This window comes from Maritalea sp., assembly GCF_051251695.1.
Lineage (GTDB): Bacteria > Pseudomonadota > Alphaproteobacteria > Rhizobiales > Devosiaceae > Maritalea.
Genome location: NZ_JBPOEU010000028.1, coordinates 1 through 13,798, shown reverse-complemented (window position 1 = coordinate 13,798; position 13,798 = coordinate 1). Strand labels below are relative to the sequence as shown.

Here is a 13,798-nt window from a genome sequence, read left to right as displayed (position 1 = left end):
TATGGTGGATCGTGTGATTTTGGGGCTGTTGCCCAATGGTGGGCACGGCATCCAAGTGTCGCGACCGGGGGTTGATGTAAATACCGCTGGTGAAGATCAGCTTATGTTGTCGATGGGCGGCCAACCGTTTCAGATTATCACCAGTGGCGTTTTGGCTTATTCACCAGTTGAACAGGCTTTGGTATTGCCCGATGTTGGTTTTAGGCCTTTCGTTATTTTGGTTTGTACGCGGTATCATGTGGAGTTGCGCTATGACTCTGATGTCTTGGCCTATTGTAAGTGGTTTGAAGCTGGATTGGACAACACTTATGACAGCAATCTTTATTACCACGTCACCAACGTGCCATGGGGTTAGATAGTGGACCGTGTTTTAATTGATAAGAACGGGCTGTTTGTTTCTAAAGCCGGAGTTGATGTAAAAGCAGCCACCCCGGATCAACTGTTGTTTAGTTCCGACAATGCCCAATTTTTGGAATATTCGCGGGTAGGCCACCCTTCGCCATCCCAATGGCAACACTTGGATAAAGCTGGCGGCGGCAAGGCTTGGTATATCGATTATGATATACCATTTCCAAAATCATTTTTGGGCGTGCCTCTTTGCATGATTTTTGTGTCATTCGGCCCCCATGGTGACCCTTTTGTGAACAGCAAAACTTATTCCAACAACACATTGGGCACATTGAATTTAACAACGGATAGTATTTCAATTTCAGTACTCGTTCACAATGACATACTTCATGTGCAAGCGGGGCAAGTCGACGCGCCAAGTCCATTTGGCTTCACGGTTAAATATAGACTGCTCGAACAAACAAACTAGGCAATTCAAACATGGTTGAAATTTACAATGCAGGCACCGTGGCAGCGGCGCAGGGCAGCAAACGGCTTGTGCTTACGGGCGGTGGTTGGACTGACAATGTGGTGCGGGTGGGGGATCTGGTTGTTGTTAATGGCGGGGTGCATATCTCGTTTGTTGAGGCGATTATCAACACCACAGAAATTGACCTGAAAACCGCGTTCGGCCCAGCCAGTGCCAGCGGTCTTTCATATGAGATTTTGCACTCATCATCTGAATGGGCCAGCAACGTTACGCTAGCGGAAAAGCTGTCCAAATATATTTTGCTGGCCGAAAACCCGGTGAAGTTTTCCAATGGATCTGGCACACCGGCTGCGGGTGATGGCGAGAACGGGCAGCAATACGTCAACAATGACAATGGCGACCTGTATGCCAAGGCTAACGACGCTTGGACGATCATTGGCAATATCAAGGGACCAAAGGGCGATCAAGGTGATCCGGGACCACAAGGTCCGGCTGGCGATATGTCCGGCGCGAACAATCTGAGTGAATTGACAGATGTGGCGGCGGCACGAACCAAGTTGGCGTTAGCGAGTTCGGACAGTCCAGAATTTGCTGGGGTGTATCTTGGAGGTAGCGGAGCGGCTAACAAACTTGACGATTATGAAGAAGGTACATGGACCCCCATTTTAACATGGGCTGTTCAATCGGCTGCTCCAACATACGCGTTCACAAATGCAAGATATGTGAAAAAAGGAAGCATTGTTCATGTCATGGCGTATGTCACCATTTCCAATGCTGGAGTTGGGTCGAATGGTCTTGATTGTGGTGGGTTGCCGTTCGCAAATGGGCACAATTTCACACTAGTTCCTCTGTGGTCTGCTGATGCAGCTGGCCCGCTTGGGGGATATATTTCAGGGGGTGAATCATCCATCCGAATAGCGAAACTTGTAGGTGCATCCGACAATCTGACGCAAGCCGATCTCGGTGGCGAACTAGGTGTCCAGTTTGCATATTTTGCCGCTTAGCGAAAAAGCCGAAATCCAAAAAACAAGATTGGAATTACTGTGACCAGTTTCATTTACACTGCTGAGGTGGGTAAGCAGCCTTGCAAACCTGTGAGCGTCAAACGGCTAAGTGAAGGTGGCGAGGTTCATAGATATGTGCTCTGGCCTGACGCTGATATTTCAAATGAGGACACCAAAGTTCAGGCCATTTGTGATGCCGCTTGGACTGAAGACATTCTGGCATTGTGGCAAAAAGAGTTGGATCAAAAAGAGGCTGCACTAATTTTGGTGAATGCTCCAACCATTGAAAAATTGAAAGCAGAACGCCAACGTCGCATTTACCAAATCGCAGACCCAGACAAACAAGCCTATTATTCTCGGTTGATGATTTCTTGGCTTGAGTTGGGCAAGGAAACTTGGACGTCGGATCAGATAACGCAGGTTGAAGCGGTCAGGGCTGGCAATACAGCAATCGACGCGATTGTTGCCAAGGCGAGCTTGCTTGAGGCTATGGACCCCATTCCAGCGGACTATCAAAACGACAAATGGTGGACCAATGAGTGACGGTTGCACCCTCTTTTGGTTTGCCGAATTGCTGTTTCCAATTCGCCACTGTTGCGAGGTTCGTGCCAGTGGTGGAACCGACTAGTTATTGACGAGCTGCATTCTTCAAAACACACCGCCACTCGTTTGGCCGTTGGTCCTGATTTGTGTCCTGCTCATGATGTTCTTCAGGCCGCTTTATCATCGCTTCAAACCTCAAGTAACCGCTTTTTATGAGCGGCATATCAAACCCATTACACGCCGCCGCTGAGCGGCTTTTTTGTGTCTAGACACCACCCAAAATTGGAGAAAACCATGAAACTGGACCGTGAGGGCCAAGAGTACACTCTTGGCCATGAAGGCGTTGTGCTGACCTGTTACTTGGACCCTGTAGGCGTGCCCACAATATTTGCTGGGATAACTATGCGCAGCCGTGTGGCGCGAGAATATTTCAAAAATGGCCTGATCCCCGGCAAAACCAAGATCACCTATGAAGAGGGTATGAAACTTTTCAAAGCACTTGCCGAGGAAGTTTACGAGCCACCAACCCGCAAAGGGATGCCAGGTGCAAAACAGCACGAATTTAATGCTGGTTTTGATAATTGCTACAATATGGGGCCTGCTACTTTTGGCTGGAAGTGGGCAAAGCTCTGGCGTGCTGGCAAGAAACGTTTAGCTGCCATATATCTGGAAACCCACTACCACAAGGCCAAGGGCAAAGTGTTGCCGGGTTTGGTGCGGCGCCGTTTTGAAACATCTCAGATCCTCTTGCATGGCAAATATCCAAAGCATCATATGGGTGAAGGCGTGCCACGCACGGCCACGAAAACACGGGTTGTGCCAGACCCTGTGGTCAAAGAAGCTCAAGAGCTGTTGACGACGCGTGGGTTCAATCCCGGTGCCATTGATGGCTGGATGGGACAAAAAACCAAGATGGCTTTGTTGGCCTATCAAGAGGCGCATCCACACTTGGTGAATGACGGCATTCTTGACCCAGCCACATTGGCGCAATTGCGTCGTGATGCGCAGATGGCCGGGCAGGTCGCAAAAGATGCGATGACCAAAGGTGGCGGTGGATCACTTGTCGGCGGTATTGGCGCATTTATGGCCGGGTTGCCTTGGGGCTGGATTGCAGCGGGAGTTGTTGCCGGTGTGATCGTCTGGACGCTTTGGCGACATAGAGATGTTTTGCAGCGCCGTTGGAATGCTATCCGTGGCCATAAGGTGATTGTGTGATGGTTTTCTTTCAATGGATTGGTGGGTTGGTGCTCAACCTACTTGGTGGTGGATTGGGAAAAGACCTAATCAACGGCCTCAACCAAGCACATCGCGACCGGCTGAATGCCAAAACCGAAACTGAAAAGATTGCAGCCAACAAATCCGTTGCCTTTTGGGAACAACAGGTGATCGCTTACCGATCGGCAAATGCTGAAGGCACCACCCGGCAAAAGCTCAAAATGAACCACAAGGTGTTTTGGTTCATTCTTGGCGCGGCTTTGTTACCAGGTCTTTCCACATTCGGCTTGCTAGCGGTCTACAACGTCTTGTGGTGGGAGCATGGCATTTGGCCACAGGGTTGGAGCATCGCCGCATTCCCGCCGCCCTATGACGAGTTTTCGCGCATGGCTATGGACTGGCTTTTTGATCCGGTAAAGGTTGCTCTTTCAACCGGCACTGCCGCCGCTGGCGGGTTTATCACTGGCAAACGAACGTAGCTGCAGGCGCGGCAAATGCTGCGCCTTTTCTCATACCTTAAATTGATAGGGCGAATTGATGAGCGGGGCTGTGACGTGGGAAATTTTGATGCTACTGGGTACTGTTGTTATCTCAACAGCGAGCTTTGCCATTTGGGTTGCGAGGGCCATTGGCAAGATCAAAAGCGATCTCGGGGATGACATCAGCGACTTGGACAAGGCCATTGCCGCACACAAGCTTTATGCTGCTGAGCATTACGCCACGCGTGAAAGCGTCAACAAAGAACTAGATCGAATGTCGGCCAAGCTTGATAAGATTGATGACAAATTGGATCGGGCGTTGGAGAAGCAATGATGTATAGCACGCGATTGTCGCCGTAAGTTGCTGGGTGATTTGGTTCGTTGAGCTCTTTACAACCCACGGACTGTGTTGTTTTGTGCAATTATGGACAATTCAAAAGTATCGCAGCAGCAGAAACAGCAGGTTCTAGATTGGGTGAACAGTAAGTCCACGCTCATCGGAAAGTGCCCGATTTGTGCGAACCGGCAGTGGACTGTTATGGACGATTTTCTTGAAAGTCGTCCATTTCAAGGCGGAGGTCTTGTGGTTGGTGGTCCGACCTACGCCTTTGTTGGAATACTCTGTCGCAATTGTGGGAACACACAATTCATGAACGCGGTTTATATAGGCATTATGAATCCGTCACCAATACCGGAAGGTGCTCAGCAGGATATCCCCGCTGCGAATGGAGGGGATAATGAGTAAACACGAGGACGAACAAAGGAAGCGTGTGCAACAAAATGCCCTCGATATCCACCATGGTTCTGGTTCGCTTATTATTCATCAACACTTAGATCGACAACAAGAGGTAGTGGCCGTGACAAGGGACGATTTGGAAGATGTTCTGAGTTTTGACAGCGTCGGGGCACTGTTTGGTGCGCTTGGTACTTTTCTGCTTTCAGGAGCCGGATGGTTATTAGTTGAAAAGTACTTTGGAGATGGAGATTTTATTATCGATGGTCTCGTTGGATTCTGCTTGGCTGCCGCCATTTTTGGCGTGGTTAGCTTGTTTGCAGGGCTGCTTTTCTTTTTCAAAAAACGCGGACGAATTAAACGGATATTCGCTCAGACGAAGCCGAGATAATCCGCATGAAACTTCATCTTTTTGTATCGCCGGCCAAGGACCTCATGGTTTCTGAAAGGCTCGCGCACTTCTCCGCCCTGTTGGGTCTGGTTTTGGATAAGTAAAGGCGCCATGCAGGCGCCTTCCTATTTTTACTTTTTCGGTGGCTTGATTTCCCACTGCAGTCCGCCCCAAAAAGTTGCGGTGAACCGCACGATATATCCGTGTCGAAGCTTTAAGGCGGTTGCCGCTCCACATGCAAATGCAAGGAAAAGTAATGTGAATTCAAACATGGTGTTGCCTGTGCCACCATTCTGTCGGTTCTCAACTCGATTGTTGAAGTGAACCGCGAGTGGCGGCTTCTCCGACAATTTTCATGTACATAAATACATTCATTTGCTGAGGCTCCTGTTTGTTCGTGAGCTTCCATGCATGCGACAGCACTGATGGACGCCAACTCGGCTCCACATTCAACCCAAATTTTTGCCATCGTTTGGATATGCATAGCTAAAACTTAGGGACGAATTTCAGCAAATTCAAGTATGTCAATTGGATTGGCTGCCTCTACATCTCCAACAGTTTAAGTAATTCGTGCTCGACCAACACACCCAGCATTTGCCTAGATGCGTGTTTGCTCGGCCTATTATCCGCTGTTGATCCCTGAAGGATGCAACGGCGCGGAAATCGCCACAGCCCCGATTTCAGGGTTTTTTGAGGTGGTAGGTAAGAATTGATTTGCTAAATTTTAGTGAATTAGAAGTAGCGGAGTAGGCAGCGCGTCAACGCTGCCTAACCGTCGTGGTTGGAATTACGAAAATTTATGAAGCATTTGAATTTTGCAACACGGTGGAATATATATCCCATGGGACACTCGCGTTGCCTTTTGCGATATTGCTTGTGAATACTACGCGATCACAATTTGCGCCGATGCGATAACCGCCTCGCTGCGCGTTCTGGGCGGCAAATTCTCCATAAGCACCGGAAAGATTGCTGTTAATGACGACATCGTCAACGTCATCCCAAATTGACAATCCGTAATACTGATTGTTATTCGTCATGGAGTTCCATTTAAATTGACAAGATACGAATTGAAAACCCGATCCGCTCTCAACGAATGCACCGTGTTTTTTGTTGTTCAAAAATTGGCTGCCGGTGAAAATGATGCCATCGATTTTTCCCGTACCTTGCGCAACCCACAACCCATGATTACTGTTGCCAGAAAACCAACAGTTTGAAAATTGGCAATCATAGACACTGCCTCCACCAGTCAGCATTTTGAAGCCAGAGTCCGATCCGGTGTCAAAAATGGCGTTTGTCATTTTGACCGACTTCACAATTTGTCCGTTGCCTGGATACGTGGCCACACCTTGGGTGTCATTTAGCGATTCTAGATTGACACAGTCAATTCCGGAGCAATTGACCATTAGCAGTCCTTCGGCGCCAGAGCGAGCTACAATGATATTTCGTAACCACACATCTTGAACCAGGCCGCCTCCCGATTTGCCAATGACGATGGCTTGCTCCCTGCACCCGTTTACTTCGGTGTTCTCAATCCAGTATTTGAATTGTGTTCCATAATTGTTGAGTGCTATGCCAACATTAGGCTGCGAACTTGGTCCAGAATCAAAAATGTTTACTCCGTTGATCACGAAGGAAAAGCCTTGTTTTAAATTGATCTCTGCACCTGATGTTTTATTTATGAGTGGGTGAAAGCCTAAGTTTTTCAATTCAAACCCCGCACCAGACTCAACACGTACAGTGTCACCATTTGCAGCCGACCTAATTTTTGCTGAATTCCAATTATCACCCTTGAGTGAGACGCCTTCCAGACTTGTAAGCGTTAAAGTGGAAGTGGTTTTGTAGTCGCCCTGTGGAAAATAAACCGTGCCGCCACCGTTCGCGATAGCCGCATTGATTGCGTTTTGAATTGAACTGGTGTCATCAGTTGTGCCATTGCCAACCGCACCGTATGTCTTAACGTCAAATGTTGTCATTGCAATATTCCTCAAATAAATTATGGGCAAATAAGACGATTTTAGTCGTCTTGGTCGATTGTGATCGACCATCAAATGCTTAAATTTCTTCTCGGTTATTTTTTGACAGAAAAACGATAAGTTTGCGGCGAGACCATGTCTCTTTTGCGAACACATTCAATGATGAGCAATAGGCTTTGTTCTGCGCTTATTTGGGTGTTGTAAAGACGGGCGTTACAACATTGTAGCAGGAAACGGTGAGGGTATTGTTTCATGTTTTTGCGTAGAAAGTTGGTTAGCCAACATCCTAATAAACCCAATTAAAACAATGGTCAGCTTTTACAGGGTAGCCAACCTAAGTTATTGTTGTGGAAAACTTGTCACATTTCCTCTCCTATCGCCACGATTGGAGCCATTTTGCTGCCCATTGCGCGCTCCGTTGGAAGAGGTTTGGGCACGTTGTGCTTTGCCATTGGAGTATTGGGGCGCGTGATCCAAACCGTTCTCGAGCGAGTTGTCGGGGGGTGTTGGCACAAACAACACTTCGAACGGACTTGGTTTCTCTGGCTTGGGTGCTGGGGGGTCGTTGCGCCGAACGTTGTTCCACAACACCCAGCAAGTTGTGAGATAGATCAGAAAGGGCCACACAAGTTCCAAAACCCCGACAAACAGAGCGATTGGAAAGAAATGCATCAGCCATTTGGTCTCAAGCGTTTCTGCAACGCCGACCTTGCCTGGGAATTTAGGCGAGGCCAGTTTCTTTTGACCTTCATCACCCAGTACCGCTCGGAGATTGTCAGCATATTTGCGTTGCAACCCATTAATGTTGCCCGCACAACGTGCGACCGCAACAATCGGGCAACTGGACCATCGCCAGCAACCGGATGTTCCGAAAGGCAAGATTGTTGAATTTCGCAAGATAAATTTTGTTCTCGGTCTGCAGCGTTCGCCCGAATGATCGGCACGATGCGTCCCGCTTCAAGAGCTTGTTCATGAACTGCACCCATGTGTGAAGTGAGGTCATCACCAAACGCTTGCAATCGCAATTCTGCAACTTGTGGGCGAACCAACCCTGCATAAGTTGAGGCAAACAAAGCTGAACCCACTAATAGGATTGCAGCTGCACCCGCAACAAATGCACTTTTAATCCCAATCGCAGCCAATGGGGCAATGCGATCAATGGCCAATATGTTGACGCCAAACGTAATCGTTCCAACCGCCAACACCAAAACGCCAATTTTGACAAAATCAAACGCTGTTGAACTATCAAGCAATGCGGGAGCTGCTAGCCCGAGTAAAACTGCAGAACAAACCGAAGTGATGGCAATAATTGTTTTGACCAGCGGTTTGGCCTCTGGTTTTTCAATCCCTAGCCGTTGGCGTTTTCTTTGGGTGTATCTGGCCATTATGCTTCCTTTCAAAGAACCTTGATGAGATTTGTGGTGGAACTCTGAGCCGAGCGCATCGGCGTGCTGCAGTCTGTGCATGTCAGCAAAGCCGAGGGCTTGGCCCAAGCCTTGAGCGTGCATTTGGGACAAGTGAACTTGATCCGGTCTTTTTTTGCCGGAGAGACGAGATCTCCGTCCAAGCCGCCCTTTGGGTCGACGCTCGAGAAGACCAAACGATCATGCCAATTGATCCGAAAGCCGCTGTCGAGCAACGCCTGACAGGCAACATCAAACGGGCCACCATCAACAATATAGTGCGTCATGCGATTGCCAGTTTTCTTACCGCCAGGAAGTCCCGTGTTTGATGGCATCAAGCCAATCTCTTCCATGATGCTGGCCCATACCAAATCGTGATAACCATTCGATCCACGTCCGCCGCGACGATTTGGGGGACCAAAGTAGTGACGTGCCACATGGGCAAGTTCATGCACTAGCGTTGAAAGAGAATCTCTTTGCTCGCGCAGGGCCAGATAGGTTGGGTTCAGCGAAAGTTCTGGCCAAAACCCACCATCTGCACGCTCGAACCGATCAGGATAAAAATGACCCAGCACGTTCTTCTTACGCGTATAGGTGATGACGCAATCTGGAAGCTTGCCATCGAACAAAGCATCATTGAAGAAGTCGCACGCGAACAACAATTCGCTTGGCGCTTCCAACGTTGGACGGATTGATTTTTCGTTTTTGCTGTCTGTTTTAATTCGTCGCACGATTGAACTGACGTGTCTGTTAGATCGTACGACCAGATCACTTTCCTCAGCTTGAACTTGCGGTTTCATAACCCTCGCCAATTCTACGGTTTCTCGCCCTAAGGACGGCTTCTTGTGAAAGCGCAGCATTGGTACTAAAAATGGCCCTTGCGCCCATAAGCTGAACTAGCAATTATGGAACCGACAAAGTCAGGTTTGACGCAGCGAATAGCTGGATTTGGGGGTAAGGATTTGAGCAAAGACAGAACGATCCCACAGCTCAGACGTAAATTTGCGCTGCTGATCGAATATGGGCAGTTTTCGGATTTATCCGCGATTGCTGAAGCGCTTGGCTCCAAACGCAAAACTATTGAATCTTGGGCGGATACCGGCGCGGACAAAGCGACGCCCGGGCTCATTCCAACAAAGAGATATCCGGATGTGGTTCAACTATTCGCAGATGCGATTTTTGCAAGCAGCGATAGGCGTATGAATATCTCGGAAGTCGAGCAGGTTCTTAAAGGGGCAGTGCTCAGCGTGGAGCAGTATCTGCAAACAAACACCGACATAAGCCTGCTTGAACTTTTGCAAAGCGAAGGTGATTTCAGTTCTGCAACGCTCTTCGTCCAAAAACACAACGGTCTAGATGCCGTCGCGCGAAAATCTGAAGCCAAGCGAGAAGTGGAGCATCAGGTTTCGACTTCAGACTGGTTTCGGGTGGAGTTCAAAAGTGAGCTAAGAGGTGGCAATGTTATCGGCATTCAGCAATGCAGAACCAATTGGTCGTTCTCACCGCTGCTTTGTGACCAGAAGAACTCGACAGTCTTAATGCCAGGTCGAGACAAAAAAGGTCAGTTGGATTGGGTACAGGAAACAAATTGGATAGGCATCAATCGATTTGTCACAATTCAGACCCAAGCGCCTTGGCCGTCCAATCTATTATCAAACTTTGAAAATCAACTGCCTTTTGACTCTGCGATAGCTGCAGACATCTCTCGGCATATCCTGGCGCAGCCAAAACAGCAACGCAGAATTTACACAATCGAAATTGATGTTAAAGGGTGACCGAGTTCCCTGCCGACCAGTAATTTGTGGGTTGAAGTAAGATCGTAGATGGGCGGGAAGCGGACGTCTGGCTGGCTTAAGAGTTTGACGCCAAGGTTCCTTCAAGCAGACATTGGGGAGCAACAACGCACCAGTTTGGCAATCGGCTGCTTGGAGCCTATTCCGTTGAAAAACCCGCTATATTTTGCAATCCCGGAATGCAGGTAAGGGTTACGTACCACCGATTTACACTGGTTTTCGTGTTGGCATTGGGTTTGTTGCCCATTTTGCTAGCTTTTTGAGGTTCTGAGCGGTTGCGGCGAGGAGGAATTCGTCATTTGCGCCACATGGTCCACGTAATCTGAGCCGACTTAAGCCGTGTATTCGTTTGAGATGGGCAAACGACATCTCCACCTTCTTTCTCAGTTTTCGCGAGATCGCATATTGATGCGTTTGAGCTAAACGGCGTGCTTCATTGCGTGAGTTTTCAAAGATCGTTCTTGTGACTTTGCGCGCTGCTTGTTTGGGGCAGCACTTTGGTTTTAGTGCGCAGGCATCACAATCAAACTTTTGTGCACGATACCGAAGGGTTGCATCTTTGTTTGGACCTGATCTTGGTGTTGTGAAGGCACGATGGTATTGCTTGAGCTCTTTACCGCTTGGGCAGATGTAACGATCACCTTGTTCATCGAAGGTGAAGTCAGCCCGTTCAAACGTTCCATCCTTGCGACCTGACTTGTCAAAGACAGGGATATGTGGCGCAATCCCGCGCTCAACAACCAACCATTCCAACATCGGACCAGTTCCATAGGCCGTGTCAGCGATCAATCGTTCCGGTTTCATATCATGGCTTGCGTTTCAGTCGATCAATCATGATCTGAACAGACCTGACCTCGGCCTGCCGTATGGACCGTGTAGCATCGACGTCCAGGATGATCGCATTGTCTGTATCAAGAAGGTAATTGGCGGAATATGCAAAGTAAGCAGGCCCGCCGCGTGCACCAGTCCATTGCGCTGCAGGGTCAGAATGCGAGGTATATTTGGGTTTAACAGGACTTGCTGCACCAAAGGCGGCATCATCAAGCGTTTCGAGATATTCCCTTACGGCGCGTGGCGCAGATGTAGGATCAATTATCTCAGGTTCCCAATCTTCTTGTCGAGAAGAGTTTTGCCGATTTGCGTCTGCGGCAATTATGCTGGCATCGGCTGCCAAACGTTCACCGCTAGCCAAACCGAACTCTATGCATTGGGAAACAACCCTTTCAAACACTTGCCGCAACAGCTCGCTGTCACGAAAGCGGCCATGTCGGTTCTTCGAAAAGGTAGAATGGTCTGGAACCTCATCGGTCAAATCCAACTTACAAAACCAGCGATAGGCTATGTTCAGATGCACTTCATCACAGAGCCGTCACTCAGAACGAATGCCCATCAAGTAGCCGATCAGCAGGATACGGATCATCAGTTCAGGATCAATCGAAGGGCGTCCGGTGGAACTGTAATGAGGCGCAAGGTGCTGACGTAAACTCGACAAATCAATGACAGCCTCGATGCGGCGTAACAGGTGCTCGTCAGGCACATGATCTTCTAAACAAAACTCATAAAACAGCGCAGATTGTGCTTCTGTACGCGGTCCCATCATCGTTCAAATTCCCCATGATCAACAAGAAAATTGAATTAGTACTACAACCATAATCAACAAGTGTTTTTCAACAGAATAAGCCCTTTGTCGACGTCCATTGATTTGTTGGACGCAATCGGATGTGTGTTAGAATTGATGTGTTCTATTTCGCGACAATACGTCTACACCCATCTGTTTCATCATATGAAGGAAGTCGATAAATATCCAATTTTCTGCTAATTTATCGCCGTCGCGCCGATACATGTCAATGACGCGAAATTCCGCTGGCTTGTCTGAGCTCGGCAGCCCCATAAAGCCGCCAGTATGTGTCGCTGTGAAGTTGGGCCAGCCAAAAAAACCGCCAAATTGCCCTTCGGCCATGCGGCAGACATGTTTGGTTTTTGAGCGGTTGGTAAATGCGGCTCTAAATGGCGCGGAATGTTGTTTGGCATAGCGTTCAATTGTATATGTTGCGCCCACGCCAGCCGGTCCCCACCAAAGCATATCGTCGTGCCACGTTTGGGCCAATTCTTCTTCTAGTGGAAGCTTGTTCTGCCATTGACCGAGGTCACCAACCATGTGATTGATCAGGGCCAGCGTTTCCTCCGCCTCTAACGGCGCCTGCTGTTCAAACATTAAACCGTTATGCGGCGCAGGCCCCGGTTGAACAAGATGTGCGCCGGTTTGTGGCGCAAAGGGGTTTTGGCCCGCTTGCATCATGAAATGGGGAATATCGAAATACATCGCTGTTTCAATGATTTTTCCATTTGAAACCCTAGAAAACTCGCAATAGCGCAACATCGCAAGCTTACCGGTTGGGCGAATGCCAAGCCACTGATTATCAAATAGCCCCATTAAGTGGCCCATCGAGCAAACCCAAACCTCACCATCTGCGAACATGTTGGTCCCAGCCATGAAAATGTCCATGCGGCGCGTAAGATTGCTCATCGCGTTGCTCAAAGGTCGCCAAAATTGATCGCCCACAGTTTGAGCACCCTCAAGTTCATCAAATGGGTGATATCCCCGCCAGACATAATTTTCAGGTGTCAGCTCATCCAACGCATCGCAATATGCATCAATGCCATGATTTTCCATCTTTTTGTAGAGCGATAGTATGGTCGATTTTTCTGACTGATAGCCTGGCATTTCGTTTGTTCTCAAATAGTTAGGGGGGAAGTGTTAATTGATATTTACACCAGTATCTACCAATTTGCATACGAATGCAATTTTTTCGTTGCTAACAGTGTCAGTTTCTGGTTACCTATATTGCATACGAATGCAAAATCTATGCATCGGTGTTTTGGGGAGGTAATTTTGGCGCAAATTGAATTGAAGAATGTCACAAAGAAGTGGGGTTTATTCGTTGGTGTCGACAATTTTAACCTAACAATTGCGGACAAAGAGTTTTTGGTGCTTTTGGGTCCGTCTGGCTGTGGCAAAACGACAACGATGCGCATGATCGCCGGTTTGGCGGATGTGTCTGATGGCGAGATCAAGATCGACGGGCAGGTCGTCAATGATCTGGAGCCCAAGGATCGGGATGTGGCCATGGTTTTCCAATCATATGGCCTTTACCCCAACATGAATGTCTATGAGAACATTCGGTTTCCGCTGAAGGTGAGAAAAATTGATCCCGCAACCCATGATGAACGGGTCATGCGAGCGGCCGAAATGGTTGAATTGACCGAATTTCTACATCGCAAACCTGCCGAGCTTTCTGGGGGGCAGCGCCAACGTGTTGCACTTGCCCGGGCTATTGTGCGCGAGCCAAATGTGTTTTTGATGGACGAACCGCTTTCCAATCTGGATGCAAAACTGCGGGTTTCCACCCGCGCGCAGATCAAAAACCTCACCCATAAACTTGCAGT

At 48.6% G+C, this 13,798-nt stretch carries 15 protein-coding genes and 1 pseudogene; 11 read left to right on the top strand and 5 right to left on the bottom strand.

Annotated features, from left to right (window positions below):
- Position 1 precedes the first annotated feature (1 nt).
- From ACSHWX_RS14865 to ACSHWX_RS14825, 9 genes are all read left to right on the top strand, one after another.
- Positions 2-355, top strand: coding sequence for a hypothetical protein (locus ACSHWX_RS14865; RefSeq protein ID WP_435669016.1), 354 nt, complete (start codon positions 2-4; stop codon positions 353-355).
- Between the two features lie 3 nt (positions 356-358).
- Positions 359-817, top strand: a complete 459-nt coding sequence (locus ACSHWX_RS14860) for a hypothetical protein (protein WP_435669015.1) — start codon at positions 359-361, stop codon at positions 815-817.
- An 11-nt stretch (positions 818-828) separates the two neighbouring features.
- Positions 829-1,821, top strand: a complete 993-nt coding sequence (locus tag ACSHWX_RS14855) for a hypothetical protein (RefSeq protein ID WP_435669014.1) — start codon at positions 829-831, stop codon at positions 1,819-1,821.
- 39 nt (positions 1,822-1,860) lie between these two features.
- Positions 1,861-2,364, top strand: a complete 504-nt coding sequence (locus ACSHWX_RS14850; protein WP_435669013.1) for a hypothetical protein — start codon at positions 1,861-1,863, stop codon at positions 2,362-2,364.
- A gap of 294 nt (positions 2,365-2,658) precedes the next feature.
- Positions 2,659-3,579 (top strand): glycoside hydrolase family protein, encoded by a 921-nt coding sequence (locus tag ACSHWX_RS14845; RefSeq protein WP_435669012.1) that lies wholly within the window; start codon positions 2,659-2,661, stop codon positions 3,577-3,579.
- Entirely contained in the window at positions 3,579-4,058 is a 480-nt protein-coding gene (locus ACSHWX_RS14840) for a hypothetical protein (protein ID WP_435669011.1), read from the top strand. The genes ACSHWX_RS14845 and ACSHWX_RS14840 overlap by 1 nt, the downstream gene beginning before the upstream one ends.
- 58 nt (positions 4,059-4,116) lie before the next feature.
- Positions 4,117-4,392 (top strand): hypothetical protein, encoded by a 276-nt coding sequence (locus tag ACSHWX_RS14835; protein ID WP_435669010.1) that lies wholly within the window; start codon positions 4,117-4,119, stop codon positions 4,390-4,392.
- Between the two features lie 90 nt (positions 4,393-4,482).
- On the top strand, positions 4,483-4,803 hold the full coding sequence (locus tag ACSHWX_RS14830; protein WP_435669009.1) for a hypothetical protein: 321 nt from the start codon (positions 4,483-4,485) through the stop codon (positions 4,801-4,803).
- Positions 4,796-5,182 carry a hypothetical protein gene (locus ACSHWX_RS14825; protein ID WP_435669008.1) on the top strand — a complete coding sequence of 129 codons (387 nt, stop codon included), beginning with the start codon at positions 4,796-4,798 and terminating at the stop codon, positions 5,180-5,182. The genes ACSHWX_RS14830 and ACSHWX_RS14825 overlap by 8 nt, the downstream gene beginning before the upstream one ends.
- 797 nt (positions 5,183-5,979) lie before the next feature.
- Here ACSHWX_RS14825 and ACSHWX_RS14820 read toward each other — a convergent pair.
- The 3 genes from ACSHWX_RS14820 to ACSHWX_RS14810 form a co-directional block, all read right to left on the bottom strand.
- On the bottom strand, positions 5,980-7,155 hold the full coding sequence (locus ACSHWX_RS14820; protein ID WP_435669007.1) for a glycosyl hydrolase family 28-related protein: 1,176 nt from the start codon (positions 7,153-7,155) through the stop codon (positions 5,980-5,982).
- A gap of 671 nt (positions 7,156-7,826) precedes the next feature.
- The gene (locus tag ACSHWX_RS14815) at positions 7,827-8,540 is read right to left on the bottom strand and encodes a hypothetical protein (RefSeq protein WP_435669006.1); all 714 of its coding nucleotides are present in this window, start codon (positions 8,538-8,540) and stop codon (positions 7,827-7,829) included.
- An 11-nt stretch (positions 8,541-8,551) separates the two neighbouring features.
- A complete protein-coding gene (locus tag ACSHWX_RS14810) occupies positions 8,552-9,358 on the bottom strand; it encodes a SprT-like domain-containing protein (protein WP_435669005.1) in 807 nt (268 codons plus the stop codon).
- Between the two features lie 162 nt (positions 9,359-9,520).
- On the opposite strand from ACSHWX_RS14810, the gene ACSHWX_RS14805 reads away from it, so the two are divergent.
- On the top strand, positions 9,521-10,333 hold the full coding sequence (locus ACSHWX_RS14805) for a hypothetical protein (RefSeq protein ID WP_435669004.1): 813 nt from the start codon (positions 9,521-9,523) through the stop codon (positions 10,331-10,333).
- Between the two features lie 225 nt (positions 10,334-10,558).
- Here ACSHWX_RS14805 and ACSHWX_RS14800 read toward each other — a convergent pair.
- Positions 10,559-11,951: pseudogene (locus ACSHWX_RS14800) on the bottom strand (transposase).
- Between the two features lie 126 nt (positions 11,952-12,077).
- Positions 12,078-13,076, bottom strand: a complete 999-nt coding sequence (locus ACSHWX_RS14795; RefSeq protein WP_435669003.1) for an ester cyclase — start codon at positions 13,074-13,076, stop codon at positions 12,078-12,080.
- Between the two features lie 168 nt (positions 13,077-13,244).
- Here ACSHWX_RS14795 and ACSHWX_RS14790 point away from each other — a divergent pair.
- A partial coding sequence (locus tag ACSHWX_RS14790; RefSeq protein WP_435669002.1) for an ABC transporter ATP-binding protein occupies positions 13,245-13,798 on the top strand: 554 nt, incomplete at its 3' end.